Here is a 16539-nt window from a genome sequence, read left to right as displayed (position 1 = left end):
ACCCGCCAAAGCGCAGTGAATTAGCAGTCTTGGGGATTTACTCCCACTCGATGGTTCCAGGTGGCTTGGAAGTAACGTCCAGCACCACGCGGTTCACCCCATCTACCTCGTTGGTGATGCGGTTGGAGATCTTCGAGAGCAGATCGTATGGCAGGTGCGACCAGTCAGCGGTCATGGCATCCTCGGAGGAAACCGGACGCAGCACGATTGGGTGGCCGTAGGTGCGGTGATCGCCCTGTACGCCTACCGAGCGTACGTCAGCGAGCAGCACTACTGGCATCTGCCAAACTTCGTCATCCAGTCCTGCAGCAGTCAGCTCGGCGCGAGCGATCGCGTCAGCCTTGCGCAGGATGGACAGGCGCTCTTCGTTGACGGCACCGATGATGCGGATGCCCAGGCCTGGGCCAGGGAATGGCTGGCGGCCAACGATTTCCTCAGGCAAGCCGAGCTCGCGGCCCACTGCACGGACCTCGTCCTTGAACAGGGTGCGCAGTGGTTCAACCAGCTCGAAGTCCAGGTCCTCTGGCAAGCCGCCCACGTTGTGGTGGCTCTTGATGTTCGAGGTGCCTTCGCCACCGCCGGATTCGACGATGTCCGGGTACAAGGTGCCCTGGACCAGGAACTTCACTGGCTCGCCCTCAGAAGCGGCCTCGGCGATGATCGCCGCTTCCGCTGCTTCGAAGGCGCGAATGAATTCGCGGCCAATGATCTTGCGCTTGGTCTCCGGGTCGGTGACACCGTCCAAAGCAGTCAGGAAGCGCTCGCGCTCGTCGGCAATGTACAGCTTGGCGCCGGTGGAAGCTACGAAGTCCTTCTCAACCTGCTCGGCTTCGCCTTCGCGCAGCAGGCCGTGGTTGACGAACACGCAGGTGAGCTGGTCGCCAATGGCGCGCTGCACCAGGGCAGCTGCAACAGCGGAGTCCACGCCGCCGGACAGGCCGCAGATGGCCTTGCCGGTGCCGACCTGGGCGCGGATGCGCTCGATCTGCTCGTCAGCGATGTTGTCAGCGGTCCAGTCGCCCTTCAGGCCAGCACCGTTGTACAGGAAATTCTCCAGGACATCCTGGCCGAACTCGCAGTGCTTCACCTCTGGGTGCCACTGCACGCCGTACAGTCGCTTTGCTTCATTTGCGAAAGCGGCAACCGGAGCACCAGCGGTGGTGGCCAGCACTTCGAAGCCTTCTGGGGCCTTGGAGACGGAGTCGCCGTGGCTCATCCAGACGGTAGGGGCCTGAGCGGCGCCTGCCAGGATGGAGCGGGCATCGCCCTCAAAGTTGGTTGCGGTGCGGCCGTACTCGCGCAGGCCGGTTTCGGCCACGGTACCGCCCAAGGCGTTAGCCATGGCCTGGAAGCCGTAGCAGATGCCCAAGACCGGCACGCCGGCTTCAAACAGGTCAGCCCCGACGGAAGGGGCGCCATCGGCGTAAACGCTGGAAGGACCACCGGAGAGGATGATCGCTGCAGGGTTCTTGGCCAGGATGGCTTCGGTGGACAGGGTGTGCGGAACGATCTCCGAGTACACACGGGCCTCACGTACGCGGCGAGCGATAAGCTGCGCGTATTGGGCCCCGTAGTCGACGACCAGAACCGGCTTATGTTCTGGATTGAGGGGAGCAGTAGTCACCGTTACAGTCTACGCGGTTCACTGCGCGCGAAACAGCCAAGGTGATGTCATCAGCGTCACCTAGTGGATTTTTGGCAAAGGCAAAGGGCAGATCTGTTCATTTTCGATGAACGGATCTGCCCTTTGGCAATGAATGCGGCCACGTGTCAGTAGCGCTTGGCGGCCTTTGGATGCGCGGCCAGCTCGCGGTCTACTTCTGCGTGCACCTTGGCTTCGGTCCAGAAGGAAAGGAACGGAACGACGCCGCCGAGCGCGATCGTAATGAAGCGCATGAATGGCCAGCGCATCAAGGTCCACAGGCGGAAGTCGGCAAAGAGGTACACCACGTATAGCCAGCCGTGGGCGATCAGGATGCCCAGCGAGAGGTTCAGTCCCCCGGCCACCTCGGCGCGGTTGTACATGCCGACGGCGTTGGAGGTGCCATCTACCAAAGTGCCACCCACGAAGAGTTCCAGGGACCAGAAGTACTTGAAAATCATTTCCAGCACGAGCAGCAGCAGCATCACGCCGGTGATGTAGGCGAAGACCTTGTAGAAGGTTGCGGCTGCACGGATCTGCTTAGGGGTGCCGCCGAATTTCCGGGGCTTCGGTGCCGGGGTGGTGCTGGACATCGTTAGTGATTCCTTCCGATTTCGGTAAGAAGTGCGGTGTGCGTGAAATGCTATTCGTTGCTGTTTCCAGCTTGGGTGGCGTTGCCGCCCTTGATATGTGTTTCGGCAGCGAGCTCAGCAATCTCGTCAAGATCCCGCTGGTAATCATCGCGCACCATGCGGTACCAGAGGAAGATGGCGAACCCTGCGAAGAGGACCCATTCCAGGCCGTAGAAAACGTTCAGCCAGTTGATCTGCGCTTCCTGGGGCTGCGGACCGACGTCGACGATATCCAGGCCCGGCTGCGCTACGGTTTCGCCCTTGGCCGTGGTGATTTCGTGGGCCGTGACGAATCCTTCAAAGAGGACCGAATCCCAGATGTTCGCCAGCTGTGCCGAGGCGAGAGTTGGCAGCGTTGAGCTGCGCAGGTCCTCGCGGAATTCCGGGCCTTCGCTAGGCAGCAGGCGCCCGGTGATCTCCAGTTCACCTTCAGGTGCCGGAGCTGGCTTGGTTGCTTCAGGCTGCCAGCCGCGTACCACCGCAATACCGGCGTCCTGGGTCGCACCCTCGACCTTGAATTGGGTGATGACCCAGACACCGCGCTGATCGCCATTCAGCCGAGGCGCAATCAGCTGATCGGTGCCGGGGACGAATTCGCCCTCCATGGTGACGATCTGGTCTGCCTTGATGCCCAGCAGTTCCTTGCCGACTTCCTGATGCTCGATCAGCGCGACCGGCTTCTCGGTCTTGTCGATCTTGACCGGCGGCTCGGTTTCGGAGGCGCCGAACTGCCATCCGGACAAGAGAACGAATCCGGTGGCGAGAGCTAGCGCGGCAAAGAGGGCGCCGATCCATTTGGGCTTCAGAGCGGTTTTAAGCACACTCTAACGGTACTTCTATTTGGCGTAGAACTCGAAATGCGATGGCGTGAGATTAGCCCTGTTGCCTTATTTTCCGCTGGTGGAACCAACTTGCTCATTCATTCGTTGAGACCAAGCGGTTAAACGACACTGGCCCCACCCTTCGAAAGAAGAGCAGGGCCAGATCAGGATCAGCTAGAAGCGATCGGATTCGTACGGGGACAGCACGACGTCGACGCGCTGGAATTCCTTGAGGGTCGAGTAGCCGGTGGTGGCCATCGAGCGGCGCAGTGCGCCAACCAGGTTCGAGGTGCCGTTGGTCTCGTGCGATGGGCCGTGCAGGACCTTCTCCAGCGAGCCGACGGTGCCGACCTTGGCGCGGTCGCCACGTGGGCTGGCCTCGTGAACTGCTTCCATGCCCCAGTGGTAGCCGGCGCCTGGTGCTTCATCGGCGCGGGCCAGTGCGGTACCGAGCATCACTGCGTCGGCGCCCATGGCGATGGCCTTGACGATGTCGCCGGAGTTCCCCATGCCGCCATCGGCGATGACGTGGACATAGCGTCCGCCGGACTCTTCGATGTAGTCGCGGCGTGCGGCTGCAACGTCGGCAATGGCGGTAGCCATCGGCGCGTGGATACCCAGAGTGCGGCGGGTGGTGGAGGATGCGCCGCCACCGAAGCCAACGAGCACGCCGGCTGCACCGGTGCGCATCAGGTGCATGGCCGGGGTGTATCCGGCTGCGCCGCCCACGATCACTGGGACATCGAGTTCGTAGATGAACTGCTTGAGGTTCAGCGGTTCGGTGGTCTTCGAGACGTGCTCGGCCGAAACAGTGGTGCCGCGGATGACGAAGATGTCCACGCCGGCAGCGACAACGGTCTTGTAGTGCTCCTGGGTGCGCTGCGGGGTCAGCGAGCCGGCAACGACAACTCCGGAGTCGCGGATCTCGGAGATGCGCGAGGTGATCAGCTCAGGCTGGATGGGAGCCGAGTACAGTTCCTGCAGCTTTGCGGTGGTCTTCGGGTCGTTGCGGGTTGCCGCCTCGGACTTCAGGCCGGCAATTTCGGCCAGCACTGCTTCCGGGTCCTCGTAGCGGGTCCACAGGCCCTCGAGGTTCAGCACGCCTAGGCCGCCGAGCTTGCCCAAGGCGATTGCGGTAGACGGGGAGGTCACCGAATCCATTGGTGCGCCCAGGATAGGGGTGTCGAACTGGAAGGCGTCGATCTGCCAGGACACCGATACGTCCTTCGGATCACGGGTACGGCGATTCGGTACGATCGCTACGTCGTCCAGGGAATATGCCTTAGTTGCCCGCTTGCCGCGGCCGATCTCAATCTCGTTACTCACCTAACTAGGTTATCAAGATTCCCGGATAATCCCGCTTTTGATAGCGCATTGGCTTTAGGCGATGTTTCTGCGCTGGCTCTGGTGCATGGGGCCGCAAGTGGCACACCGGGACAACAATGCCCTGCCGGCCGGTGAGTAAGATCACCGGATGGCAGGGCCTATGTTGAGCCAGGTTTACCTGGCTGCCTTGGATGCAAGCTTCTTGGCGGTCACGGCCAAGGAGGTGGCGGCTTGCTCTTCAGAATCGGCAATGCGCTCAATCGCGTCAGCCAATACGGCGAAGTGCTCAGCACGCTTGGCGAACTCGGTCTCTGGATCAATCAGGTCCGCGAACGCATCCCACTGCGTGGAGAGCTGCCGGTAAGCATCTACGTGAGCTGCCAGCGGCGCCAGGCCTGGAAGTTCCGCCGCTTCCGAAAGGAACTCCGCGTACAGGCCGCGCAACGCGCCCTCGCCGCTGAAACGCGTGTCGGAGAAGAAACCTGCGAGCTGGTCCAAGCCGTTGGCCAGCGCTTGCTGGCTTGCGAAGATCTGGGACCAACCGGTCTTGGACTCGTTATCGCGCAGTCGCGTGGCCAAGGTGCGCATGCCGGTAATGCCGAAGTTCTTGGCAAAGTGCACTGGAACCCCGGAAAGCTCGCTGGTGCCCAGCAGGCGAGCGGTGGTTTCCCCAATCGCCTCGACGGCATTGGCGGCCAAAGTCTCGGCATTCGGCGAGCGCGAGGACGGGATCCATGCCTGCCAGTGCTTTTCCTTCTTGCGCATCGCACGGGCGATGGCCAGTTCCTTGGGGCTGATGAGGTTCAACGCACCTGAACCGTCATCTACCATCAGGTCCTTCTTGTGCTCGCCAACGACGACGAGATCCAGGGTCTCGGCCTCATCAACCGTGTTGCCGTCAATCCATGGCAGCGCGCTGATTGCCACGCGAACCACCACAGTGCGGCCTGCGTCCAGGGCTGCGTCCATGTATTCGACGGCGCGTTCGGCTGAGCCGGTGGTACGTTCGGTCACCGTAGCACCGCAACGGGCCAGCAGGTTCTGGGTATAGGGTTCCGGGTTGTGGCGGGTCACCAGCGTTACTGCAGTCTCTTCGCCTCCTTCATGGGTGAAAGCCATGAAGCCGATACCGCCGGCAAGGCCAGCGAGCAATGCCTGGCTCAGCGGTTCGCCGGTGTGCTTGTTGGTGACGCCAGCTTGGACTAGGACTCGGTGCCAGAGCGCAGCATCGTACTGGATGACATCTTTTGGCGCTGGGTACTCAGGCAGTTCGTCAGCTGGCGAAGCAGTCGGAGCGTTCTTGCCTTTCTGCTCCTGCGCCTTGGCCTTTTCGCGTGCTTCCTTGGCGTAGTCGCGTGCGGCGGCAGCGCGAGCGGCCCGAGGGCTTTCAGGCTTGCCGGCCAAGATGTTCTTGCGCGCGGTGGTGTAGCTCTCCCCCGTGCGTTCCATACGCTGTCGGGTTTGCTTCTTCAGGTTGGCTGGCTGGCCCAAATTGATGCCCTTCGTTGACGGTCACTCACTAGCGGGTGGTTCCCGCGCACCGAGAGGTATTGCCTAGTTTTCATTCTACGTGGGGCCGTGTGTGCAGGTAGCCTTGCGCACTGTGCTTCTGGACAAGTCCCCAGTAAAGATCCGGTGAATAACGAAAAGGCGTCAACGCTCGTCTTTGCCGAGTATTCGTCGCTGCGCTCCCATAGACTCGGGTGCATCACCATGCCGCCCTTCTCGAGAAAGCCACCCGTGCGCAAACTTCTAACTTGCTTGCCCCTGATTGCCATCGCAGTAGTGCCACTGGCAGCTTGCACTTCATCCGGATCGGAGGAGCCCCTGCCTTCTGAGCCTGCAGCCGCTTTCGCTCCTGAAAAGCCGGAACCAGCAGAACTGCCAGCACCGGCAGAAAAGCCGGCCCCGAAAGCAAGCAAGGATTACTCGGATGAAGAACTGCAAGAGTGGGCCAACGAAAAGATGCAGCAATGGATGGACGACATCAACAAGGGCTGGGAGGACGTTGTCATGGACATCGACGAGCCCAAGGACTTCCTGAAGTGGTACCCAACTGATCCGCACGGGCACATGCTTCCCTTCGAAGCCCCGGAATACGGTGAATTGCTCATTACTCTTGAACCATATGCTTGGGAAGTCGACGCCCACTCCGATTTGGCATATGTAGGCATCAATACGATGCTTCGAATCGGCGAACGGGACAAGGACCTGCGCTCGGTCACGGTGGTAACCCAGGACGGTGAATTCGAGTACGTGGCAACTCGTGAAGAATGGGCATCCGCCGAGGGCTGATAACGCCCCCTGCGCCACAGCCCCGCATGGATGCATTGGCTGCGGCTTTGTTCCCCTTTGGCTCCCGGCATGCAAAAGATCCTGGCGGAATCCGCTCTGGAGCGTGGATTCCGCCAGGATCTTTTCAATGAGCCTTAGCGCGAACGGTAGTTCGGTGCCTCAACGGTCATCATGATGTCGTGCGGGTGCGATTCCTTCAGGCCTGCTGCGGTGATGCGGACGAACTTGCCGCGTGCCTTCAGCTCGGGAACGGTGCGTCCGCCAACGTAGAACATGGTCTGGCGCAGGCCGCCCACGAGCTGGTGGGTGACAGCCGACAGCGGGCCGCGGTAAGGGACCTGGCCTTCGATGCCTTCAGGGATCAGCTTCTCGTTCGATGGCGCGTCAGCCTGGAAGTAGCGGTCCTTGGAGTACGAGGTGTTCTTGCCACGGGTTTCCATTGCGCCCAGCGAGCCCATGCCGCGGTAGGCCTTGAACTGCTTGCCGCCCATGAAGACCAGATCGCCTGGGGACTCAGCGGTACCTGCCAGCAGGGAGCCGAGCATGACCGAGTCGGCGCCGGCCACCAGGGCCTTGCCGATATCGCCCGAGTGCTGCAGGCCGCCGTCAGCGATCAATGGAACGCCAGCTGGAATAGCTGCCTTGGCTGCTTCGTAGATAGCGGTAACCTGGGGAACGCCCACGCCGGCAACGATGCGGGTGGTGCAGATGGAGCCCGGGCCAACGCCGACCTTGATGGCGTCAGCGCCAGCATCGATCAGTGCCTTGGCACCGTCATAGGTGGCTGCCTGGCCGCCGATGATGTCCACGTGCGCGGCCGCTGGATCCTTCTTCAGGCGTGCAATCATCTCCAGCACGCCCTGCGAGTGGCCATTGGCGGTGTCGACAACCAGTGCGTCAACTCCGGCGTCGATCAGGGTCATGGCACGCTCGTAGCCTTCGCCGAAGAATCCAACAGCAGCTGCAACACGCAGACGGCCTTCGTCGTCCTTGGTCGCCAGAGGGTACTGCTCGGCCTTGTCGAAGTCCTTGACGGTGATCAAGCCGGTGAGCTTGCCGTCGTTATCGATGAGTGGAAGCTTCTCGATGCGGTTCTTGGACAGGAGCTCGATTACCTTCTCTGGAGCTACACCGTCATGAGCGGTCACCAGCGGCATGCCGGTCATCACTTCGTAGACCTTGGTGGTCATGTAGCGTTCGCGAGGAACAAAGCGGGTGTCGCGGTTGGTGATGATGCCCAACAGCTTGCGGTTCTCATCTACCACTGGCAGACCGGAGACGCGGTACTGAGCGCACAGCTCATCCCATTCAGCCAAGGTGGCACCCGGGTGCACAGTGACTGGGTCGGTGATCATGCCCGACTCGCTGCGCTTAACCTGGTCAACCTGCTTGGCCTGGGACTCAATGGAAAGGTTGCGGTGGATCACGCCGATACCGCCCTGGCGTGCCAGCGCGATTGCCATGGGTGCTTCGGTCACCGTGTCCATTGCAGCGGAGCTGATGGGCACCTGGATGTTGATGCGCTTGGTGAAGCGGGTGGTGGTGTCCGCCTCCGAAGGAATCACATCCGTCGGGCCAGGCAACAGCAGAACGTCGTCGTAGGTGAGTCCTTCAAAGGCAAAGGGGTTGAACTCAGTCACGGGGGAACCTTTCGGGGCGACAGCGGAGGTTGATTAAATGGTAGAGCTCTTTTGGCGTTCCGGTTATTCCTTCTTGGCGCACTGTGTTCAACCTCATGCCCCATCCCGCATCAGGGGTGACTTATTCCCAGTTTGTTGCTTCCTTGAAAGAAGAAGCGAACTGGCGCTTGGCACTGAGCACGAAGGTCTTGGACAGGTGCGAATCATCCAGGTACGTCAAGACGTTGCCTATGACAGCTTTGCAGACCCCCTCGGGGCAGAGCAACCCCGTCATGTCCAGGGAAACAACCTGGTCGCCATAATCATTGGAATCCAGGAATTGCTCCACTGGATTCACGCTGTTCAAGGCGTAGCCGGCCGAACCATCGCAGTTGGCAGGAAGTCCCTTGTTCGAATCCACGCATTCCGGAATGGAGTAGGTATAGCGCGGGGTATCGCGCATCGCGATGACCCGGCTTCCGGCATCGAGCAGCGGCTGGATCATCTCGGCGTAGTTGTCCACCAGGATCTCCTGCTCCCCCGGGCTGCGAAGCATGTCATCAGGGTCCGCTACGGTCTTGCTGGCCGTGGTCAGCACCATCTGCGGAGCCAGATCCGCTACGTATTCCTGCGCCGCGTCCTGGAAACCGGAGCAGGCTTCTTCCACGCGGTCAGCATCGGAGCCGTAGCGGCAACCCGGTTCGTACACCAAGATCCAGCTGCCGCCAGCTTCCTCGATCATTGCCGAAGCCGCCGCAGACCAGTGCTGCATGTGCGAATCTCCCAGCATTACCAGGTCCGGCGCTCCCCCGTCGAAAGTGCCGCCCTGCTCGCAGAAGTGGATGCGCTCGTCATCTGGAGCGTTCGCCCCTTCGCAGACATCGCCGGGAGTCTGCCATTCGCTATCCAGTTCGGTCGCCAGCGGCAGGGTCAAAGCCGCAGGTGACGGATCCCAGTCATCTTCGGCGTTGGCCCCGGGGTTGTCGGTGGCGGTCTGCGCCGCGGCCATGGCCCTGCGGTGTTCGACGTTGTTCTCCCAGGCCATCACCGGAAGGCTGGCTACGCCAAGCCCCACGGCGACCACGGCAAACTGGGCAATGAGCTTGAACCCGGTTTGCGGAATCAGGCGCGAGAAGCTGGCACTGGCTTGCCAGGCGATGGCCGGTTTCTCGACGAACTTGGTGGTGGCCCACGAAGCGAGGATCGAGGCAAGAATCAAGACGCTGCCGGCAGCGAAGGAAGCCTTCTCGTTCCCGGAGACCTCAAGGTAGAAGACCAGCAACGGCCAGTGCCACAGGTACATGCCGTAGGACAGGTCGCCCAGCTTTACCAGCGGGGGCAAGGAAAGCAGGCCCGACGGGTTGGCCCAGCTGCGCGGTGCCGGAGCCGAGATCACCAAGGCGGCGGCGACCGTGGGCACCAAAGCCATGAAGCCCGGGAACTGCCCCTGCACATCCAGTACGGCGCCACTGCCTATGACGGTGGCCAGGCCGGCCCAACCTCCGATGCGGCGGATCTTCTCGGGCAGGCTGGAGAGCCACGGCAATGCCAAGGCGAGCAGCGAACCGAGGGCGAATTCCCATAGGCGCGCGCCCGTGTGGAAGTAGGCCACCTGCTGGTTGGTGGCGGTGATGTGAATGGAATACGCGAGCGCGCCGAGGAAGATGGCTCCGAAGGCGCCGCCTGCTACGGCGGCGAAGCTGTGCCGGGAGAAGAACTTCTTCCAGAGCAGTGCGCTGCCGGCAAGAACCAGCGGCCAGATGATGAAGATCTGTCCCTGGACAGACAGGGACCAGAAGTGCTGCAGCGGCGAGGCGGCGGCTGTGTTGAAGGCGTAGTAGTCCACCTGGTGATCCGAGAGGTACCAGTTCTGCCAGTAGAACAGCGCGGCATTGGACTGGTCGATCAGCTCCAGCCAGCGCGTACTAGGCAGGATGATCCACGCAGCGATGACCACGCCAATGATGACTACCGCCGCTTGCGGTATCAGGCGCGAGAATCGATGCAGCCAGCCGTCGAGCAGAGGCGGGCGCTGCCCGCGCGCGATGCGCCGTGCGGTGGAAGAAGTGAGGAAGAAGGCGGAGAGCATCAAGAAGATGTCCACACCGCCGGAGACCCGGGAGAACCAGATGTGATAGCACATCACCAGCAGGACTGCGAGGGCGCGAAGTCCCTGCAAATCAACTCGGAAACCGGCACGCTGGGTGCTTGTCCGAGACTGATCCAAGGTATGGCTCACTGGCTGCGCTTTCTTCGGGGGCAGGTAATTGTCCTCGGCGTTTTCTACTTGATTCACGTCAGACAACCAACCATCTTATCAATTCGCCATGGCCACACCGTGCGAGTTGACGCTGCTGCCGCTGTAAAGCAGCGTATATAGATTGAACGTATTGGCCTGACCTGCTCAGGATTAGCTGTCGAAATTCGAGAACTGGCGCAAAGTTCCACGGCGGTTTGCCGCCCAGCCATCGTCGGCACGGCGGCAAATTGTTGCTTGGCCAGGTGAGCGAAGTCAATCCGCGCATTCTGAAACAACAGCTTTCTTGATTAGACTCATGAATAACTCTGATCAGTTCTAGCCGAGGGGCTCCCGGGTGACGTCTTCAACTCCTATGCCAGGACGACGCGAACGCAACAAGCAGGCGAAGCTTGAACGGATCATCTCCGCGGCCAGCGAACTCTTCGCGGCACACGGTGTCGATGAGGTCACCACGCAGCAGATCGCCGACGCGGCGGATATCGGAACCGGAACCCTTTTCCTCTACGCCAAGTCCAAATCCGAGCTGCTGCTCATGGTGCAGAACCACCGCTACGAACGCTCCTTGGAGCAAGGCATCGAGGCCTCTAAATCAGCAAAGACCGCGCTGGAGGCAACCATGGCCCTTTTGGTACCGATCATCGACTGCAATCGGAAGCATGTCGACAACGGGCGCTTTTATCTGCGCGAAATGGTTTTTGGCGATTCGGCGGAACCGCATCATGCCGAAGCCCTGCGCATAGCGGCGTTGACCGAACAGGCGATTGCCGAGCTCCTGGGCACGCATAGGAATCTGGAGGCGCCGGAGGCAGCCACGATTGCGCGGGCCATCACTTCCATCCAGTTCCTGGCGATGGCTACTGCTGCGGACCCGGCACTGGCCACAGCTGAAGTCGCCCGGGGCATCCGCGCTCAGATTGCTGCATTCCTCCCCCACTGACGAGCAAAGCGCGCCCACCGCCCAGGCGAACGCGCTCGCTTTACTTCTGCTGCATGGAGATGACGGTCTTGCCGCGCCGGCCACCAGCCTCCATCGATTCAAGGGCCTCTGCAGTTTGCGCAAAACCGAAGACCTGGCCCACCACGGGCGTCAGGACCCCGGAGTCCACCAGTTCGGCAATGCCTCGCAGCTGCTGGCCGCTGGGCTTCATGAAGAGGAACTCGTACCCGACACCCAGCTTCTTGGCCTTCTTGAGAACTGACCGGCTCAGCGCGCGGACCGCCAAGCCCATCACCGGATTCAGCCCTGCTTCCTTGGCGAATGCCGGAGTCGGCGGACCCGAGATGCCGATGACCTTCCCTCCAGGGCGCAGAACTCCCAGCGACTTGGCAAGCGTTTCGCCGCCCAGGCTGTCAAGCACCAGGTCATAGCCCGAGATACTTACCTGGAAATCCTCGGTCTTGTAGTCGATGACTTCATCGGCTCCGAGATCCTGCAAGAATTCGGCGTTCGTCGCCGACGCTGTTGTCGCGACGTAAGCGCCCAGGTGCTTGGCCAGCTGGATGGCGATGGTTCCGACGCCGCCAGCGCCAGCGTGGATGAGTACTCGCTGCCCCGGCTGCAGATTTCCCCGCTCAACTAGTGCCTGCCACGCAGTCAGTGCAACCAGGGGCAGCGAGGCCGCTTGCACCAGGTCGATGGAGACAGGTGCCTTCGCAATATCCATTTCATTCACGGCCATGCGCTGGGCGAAAGCTCCGATCCGATGATCTCGAGGGCGGGCAAAAATCTGGTCCCCTACCGTAAAGCCGCGGACTCCTGAGCCGAGCCCGATCACGGTCCCTGCGACGTCGTGGCCGAGAACCAGCGGCATCTTGTAGGGCAGGATTGCCTTGAATTCGCCTGCGCGGATCTTCTCGTCAAGCTGGTTGACGCCAGCGGCCGCAATCTCGATGAGTACCTCCCGCTCCCCCAACTCAGGTTCAGCGACCTCGGCCTGCACCAGGGCACCCTTGTAGTTTTCGAGAACGAACGCGTGCATGGAAGATCTCCTGTACGGATATGAAATGGGCATCAATCTTTGACTGAGTTCAATTATGAGCGCACTCATTTATCGTGTCAATGAGCTGGGTCACCCCGGGTGGATCGATTTCGCAGAACAAAAAGCCGCCGCTGGATCCAGGAGATAAATCCTGGATCCAACGGCGGCTTTCGCTCACGAAGCAATGCTTCGGTGACGGGCTAAACCCTAGTGGCCGTGCGCCTCTTCAGCTTCTTCAGCCTTCTCTGCCACCAAGGTCTCGGTGGTCAGAACCAAGGCAGCGATCGATGCTGCGTTGCGCAGTGCCGAGCGGGTTACCTTGACTGGGTCGATGACGCCTGCGTGCAGCAGGTTCTCGTAGACACCGGTCTTGGCGTTGAAGCCTTCGTTGGCTGGGGACTCCGCCACCTTGGAAGCAACTACCGCACCGTCGAAGCCGGCGTTGGTAGCGATCCAGAAGAGCGGCTGCACCAGCGCGCGGCGGACAATCGCAACGCCTGCTGCTACGTCGCCTTCGGTGGCTGCGATGCGGGCATCGGTATCCAGCGAAGCCAGCGCGTCGACCAGGGCGGTACCGCCGCCGGCAACGATGCCCTCTTCCAGGGCAGCACGGGTGGAGGACACAGCATCCTCGATGCGGTGCTTGCGTTCCTTCAGCTCGACCTCCGTGGAAGCGCCCACCTTGATCACGCCGATGCCGCCGGACAGCTTGGCCAGGCGCTCGGACAGCTTCTCGCGGTCCCACTCCGAATCGGTGCGGTTCAGCTCAGCCTTCAGCTGGGCTACGCGCTCTGCGACATCTTCCTCGGTGCCAGCGCCATCAACGATGGTGGTGGAATCCTTGGTGATGGTCACGCGGCGTGCCGAGCCGAGTACCTCGGTGCCAACCTGGTCCAGGGACAGGCCCAGTTCCGGGGAGACAACCTGGGCACCGGTGAGGATAGCCAGATCCTGCATCATTGCCTTGCGGCGGTCGCCGAAGCCTGGAGCCTTGACGGCTACCACGTTCAGCAGGCCGCGCAGCTTGTTGACCACCAGGGTGGAAAGGGCTTCGCCCTCGACATCCTCGGCGATGATCAGCAGCGGCTTCTTCGCTTCCAGGACCTTTTCCAGCAGTGGCAGGAATTCTGCCACGGTGGAGATCTTGGCTGGGTTGATCAGGATCAGTGCGTCTTCCAGGACAACTTCCTGGCGCTCCTGGTCGGTGATGAACTGTGGCGAGAGGTAGCCCTTGTCGAACTGCATGCCTTCGGTCAGGACCAGCTCGGTAGCGGTAGTCGAGGACTCCTCGATGGTGATCACGCCATCGGTGCCCACGGTCTTGAAGGCCTTGGCCAGCAATTCGCCGATTTCATCCGACTGCGCGGAGATCGCGGCTACGTTAGCAACCTTGTCCTCTACGGCAACGGCGTTAGCGGCCAATGCGTCCGAAACGATCTCCACAGCCAGTTCAATGCCCTTGCGGACATCGCCCGGAGCGGCGCCTGCGGCGACGTTCTTCAGGCCTTCCTTGACCAGGGCCTGAGCGAGCACGGTGGCGGTGGTGGTGCCGTCGCCTGCTACGTCATTGGTCTTGGTGGCTACTTCCTTGGCCAGCTGCGCGCCAAGGTTCTCGTATGGATCTTCCAGATCGATCTCACGCGCAATGGTGACACCGTCATTGGTGATGGTCGGGGCGCCCCAGGTCTTGGCAAGCACCACATTGCGGCCGAGTGGGCCGAGGGTGACCTTCACCGTGTTTGCAAGCTTATCAATGCCCGCTTCGAGGGCGCGTCGCGCTTCCTCGTTGAATGCTAGCTGCTTAGCCATGCATTTTCTCCTGAAACTTTAGAGAGGTTGGCGTTACTTTACGACGACTGCCAGTACGTCGCGAGCCGAGAGCACCAGGTACTCTTCGTTGCCGACCTTGACCTCGGTTCCGCCGTACTTCGAGTACAGGACTACGTCGCCTTCTGCAACGTCCAGGGGAATGCGGTTGCCGTTGTCATCGATGCGGCCTGGGCCTACGGCGACTACGGCGCCTTCCTGTGGTTTTTCCTTAGCGGAGTCTGGGATGACCAGGCCCGAAGCGGTGGTGGTTACGGCTTCGACCTGCTTGATGACAATGCGGTCTTCGAGCGGCTTAATGGAGACAGACATGGTCTCTCCTTTTCGTGTATGAACCAATGGTTGTAGGGGTGCGCCCTATGGCATTGGACCAACCGTCGTCGCGGTGCCAGTTGGTGGTATCCAGTCAGGCGGTGTGTAACGCTGCAAGCTGCAGATGCGACTTCCATCGTGACACCCACACATGACTTTAGGACGAGCTTTAGCACTCGGTCAAGGCGAGTGCTAATCATTGCCCTACTTCTTCACACCGGTTCGCGCAGAGCGCACAGCCGCGGACTCTTCGATATCCTCCGGAGCGTCCAGATCCATCTCGGTGAGCTTGACCATCTTGGACTTGGTCACCATGCGGTGCACCAGCCACAGTCCGAGGAACAGCGGCAGCCCGATATAGGCCGAGAGCACTTCCAGTCCGTGGCCGGCCAGCACCGCTTGGTAGTTCTGACCGACGATCACGGCACTCAGCATCAGGAAGGCCACGATGGGTCCTAGCGGGAAGAGCGGGGCCAAGTAGGGCAGGTCCTTCACGCTGTAGCCCTGGGCGAGATAACCGCGGCGGAAGCGGTAGTGGGATACGGCAATACCCACCCAGACGATGAACCCGCACAGCCCCGAGACATTCAGCAGCCAGGTATAGGCCGCACCCTGGCCCACCAGGGCGGTGAGGAACCCGAAGAGGCCTACCGCAGCGGTGGCCAGCAGAGCCATGATCGGCACGCCGCTGGAGTTGGTGCGCCCGAAGATCTTCGGAGCCTTGCCATCGTGGGCCATGGAGTAGAGCATGCGGGTTGAGGCGTAGAGCCCCGAGTTGCCAGCCGAGAGGATGGCGGTGAGAATGACCGCGTTCATGGCAGCAGCGGCAAAAGCGATGCCGGCCCGCTCGAAGACCAGGGTGAAGGGCGAGGAAGCCACGTCGGCTTCGCCGCTGGCCAGCAGGCTCGGGTCGGTGAACGGAATCAGGCAGCCGATGATGAAGATGGCACCGATGTAGAAGAGCATGATGCGCCAGAACACCCGGCGGATGGCCTTGGGCACTTCGCGGCGCGGATCCTTGGCTTCGCCTGCGGCGACACCCACCAGCTCGGTGCCCTGGAAGGAGAATCCGGCAATCATGAAGACCGAGACGATGGACAGCCAGCCGCCATGGAAGACATCCTTGCCTTCGCGCCAGTTGGCCAGCGGATCGGTGTGCGCGCCGAGCACCCCGAAGATCATCAGCACGCCGGCGGCCAGGAAGGCGATGACGGTGACCACCTTGATCATGGCCAGCCAGAACTCGCCTTCGCCGAAGGCCTTGGCGGACAAAGCATTCAAGGCGGTCAAGGCCACCAGGAAAGAGCCGGCCCAGACCCAACCGGGGACATCAGGCAACCAGAAGCTCATCACGATGCCAGCGGCCACCAGTTCCGCTGCAACAGTGATGGCCCAGTTGAACCAGTAGTTCCAGCCGATGGCGAAGCCGAAGGAGGGGGAAACGAAGCGGGTAGCGAAGGTCTGGAAGGATCCGGCCACCGGGATCTTCGCGGTCATCTCGCCCAGGGACTGCATGAGCAGGTACACCATGAGACCCACCGCGGCGTAGGCCAGCAGCGCGCCGCCGGGACCCGCCTGGGCAATAGTGCCGCCGGAGGCCACGAACAGCCCGGTGCCGATGGAACCGCCAATGGCGATCATCTGCAGGTGGCGGCTGCTCATGCCGCGCTTGAGCTGGTTCTGCACCAGGGGTGCGGGATCCACGGCCTTTGGACCGGTTGTCGACGTCACTGTCGTTCGCTGCATAGGTTTCATCACAGGTGCCATACAACACCAGTTCCACAGGGGAATGCGACGTGGATCACTTCAGGTCTTGCGGAGGACAT

General features: G+C 61.4%; 13 protein-coding genes. 2 read left to right on the top strand and 11 right to left on the bottom strand.

The window, feature by feature from the left end:
- Nucleotides 1-37: 37 nt before the first annotated feature.
- The 5 genes from guaA to ACIOTN_RS01875 all read right to left on the bottom strand — a co-directional run bounded on the left by guaA (nt 38) and on the right by ACIOTN_RS01875 (nt 5870).
- A complete protein-coding gene (gene guaA, locus ACIOTN_RS01895; RefSeq protein ID WP_105657599.1) occupies nt 38-1624 on the bottom strand; it encodes a glutamine-hydrolyzing GMP synthase in 1587 nt (528 codons plus the stop codon).
- A 146-nt stretch (nt 1625-1770) separates the two neighbouring features.
- On the bottom strand, nt 1771-2235 hold the full coding sequence (locus tag ACIOTN_RS01890; protein WP_105657600.1) for a DUF3817 domain-containing protein: 465 nt from the start codon (nt 2233-2235) through the stop codon (nt 1771-1773).
- Between the two features lie 50 nt (nt 2236-2285).
- Entirely contained in the window at nt 2286-3095 is an 810-nt protein-coding gene (locus tag ACIOTN_RS01885; RefSeq protein WP_332594892.1) for an SURF1 family cytochrome oxidase biogenesis protein, read from the bottom strand.
- 174 nt (nt 3096-3269) lie between these two features.
- Complete coding sequence (locus ACIOTN_RS01880) at nt 3270-4421, bottom strand: GuaB3 family IMP dehydrogenase-related protein (protein WP_133833652.1); 1152 nt, start codon at nt 4419-4421, stop codon at nt 3270-3272.
- 174 nt (nt 4422-4595) lie between these two features.
- Nucleotides 4596-5870: a BtrH N-terminal domain-containing protein gene (locus ACIOTN_RS01875; RefSeq protein WP_402734732.1), complete on the bottom strand. Its 1275-nt coding sequence runs from the start codon at nt 5868-5870 to the stop codon at nt 4596-4598.
- 291 nt (nt 5871-6161) lie between these two features.
- Between ACIOTN_RS01875 and ACIOTN_RS01870 the strand changes: the two genes are divergently transcribed.
- Nucleotides 6162-6716 carry a hypothetical protein gene (locus ACIOTN_RS01870; protein WP_402734731.1) on the top strand — a complete coding sequence of 185 codons (555 nt, stop codon included), beginning with the start codon at nt 6162-6164 and terminating at the stop codon, nt 6714-6716.
- Nucleotides 6717-6850: 134 nt separating this feature from the next.
- Here ACIOTN_RS01870 and guaB read toward each other — a convergent pair whose 3' ends face one another.
- Complete coding sequence (gene guaB / locus ACIOTN_RS01865; protein ID WP_105657608.1) at nt 6851-8356, bottom strand: IMP dehydrogenase; 1506 nt, start codon at nt 8354-8356, stop codon at nt 6851-6853.
- Between the two features lie 121 nt (nt 8357-8477).
- A complete protein-coding gene (locus tag ACIOTN_RS01860) occupies nt 8478-10631 on the bottom strand; it encodes an acyltransferase family protein (protein WP_402734730.1) in 2154 nt (717 codons plus the stop codon).
- 298 nt (nt 10632-10929) lie between these two features.
- Here ACIOTN_RS01860 and ACIOTN_RS01855 point away from each other — a divergent pair, with 298 nt between their 5' ends.
- Nucleotides 10930-11532 (top strand): TetR/AcrR family transcriptional regulator, encoded by a 603-nt coding sequence (locus ACIOTN_RS01855; RefSeq protein ID WP_286172141.1) that lies wholly within the window; start codon nt 10930-10932, stop codon nt 11530-11532.
- A 40-nt stretch (nt 11533-11572) separates the two neighbouring features.
- Here the strand turns inward: ACIOTN_RS01855 and ACIOTN_RS01850 are convergent, their stop codons facing one another.
- The 4 genes from ACIOTN_RS01850 to ACIOTN_RS01835 all read right to left on the bottom strand — a co-directional run bounded on the left by ACIOTN_RS01850 (nt 11573) and on the right by ACIOTN_RS01835 (nt 16459).
- Entirely contained in the window at nt 11573-12574 is a 1002-nt protein-coding gene (locus ACIOTN_RS01850; RefSeq protein ID WP_402734729.1) for an NADP-dependent oxidoreductase, read from the bottom strand.
- Nucleotides 12575-12781: 207 nt separating this feature from the next.
- Complete coding sequence (gene groL / locus ACIOTN_RS01845; protein ID WP_105657612.1) at nt 12782-14383, bottom strand: chaperonin GroEL; 1602 nt, start codon at nt 14381-14383, stop codon at nt 12782-12784.
- Nucleotides 14384-14416: 33 nt separating this feature from the next.
- Complete coding sequence (gene groES, locus ACIOTN_RS01840; RefSeq protein ID WP_133833647.1) at nt 14417-14713, bottom strand: co-chaperone GroES; 297 nt, start codon at nt 14711-14713, stop codon at nt 14417-14419.
- Between the two features lie 204 nt (nt 14714-14917).
- Nucleotides 14918-16459 carry an amino acid permease gene (locus ACIOTN_RS01835; protein WP_402734980.1) on the bottom strand — a complete coding sequence of 514 codons (1542 nt, stop codon included), beginning with the start codon at nt 16457-16459 and terminating at the stop codon, nt 14918-14920.
- Nucleotides 16460-16539 lie beyond the last annotated feature (80 nt).

The sequence above is a fragment of the Glutamicibacter sp. NPDC087661 genome (assembly GCF_044743275.1).
GTDB lineage: Bacteria > Actinomycetota > Actinomycetes > Actinomycetales > Micrococcaceae > Glutamicibacter.
Note: the sequence above shows the minus strand (reverse complement) of the source record. Positions and strands in the feature narration are given on the sequence as shown.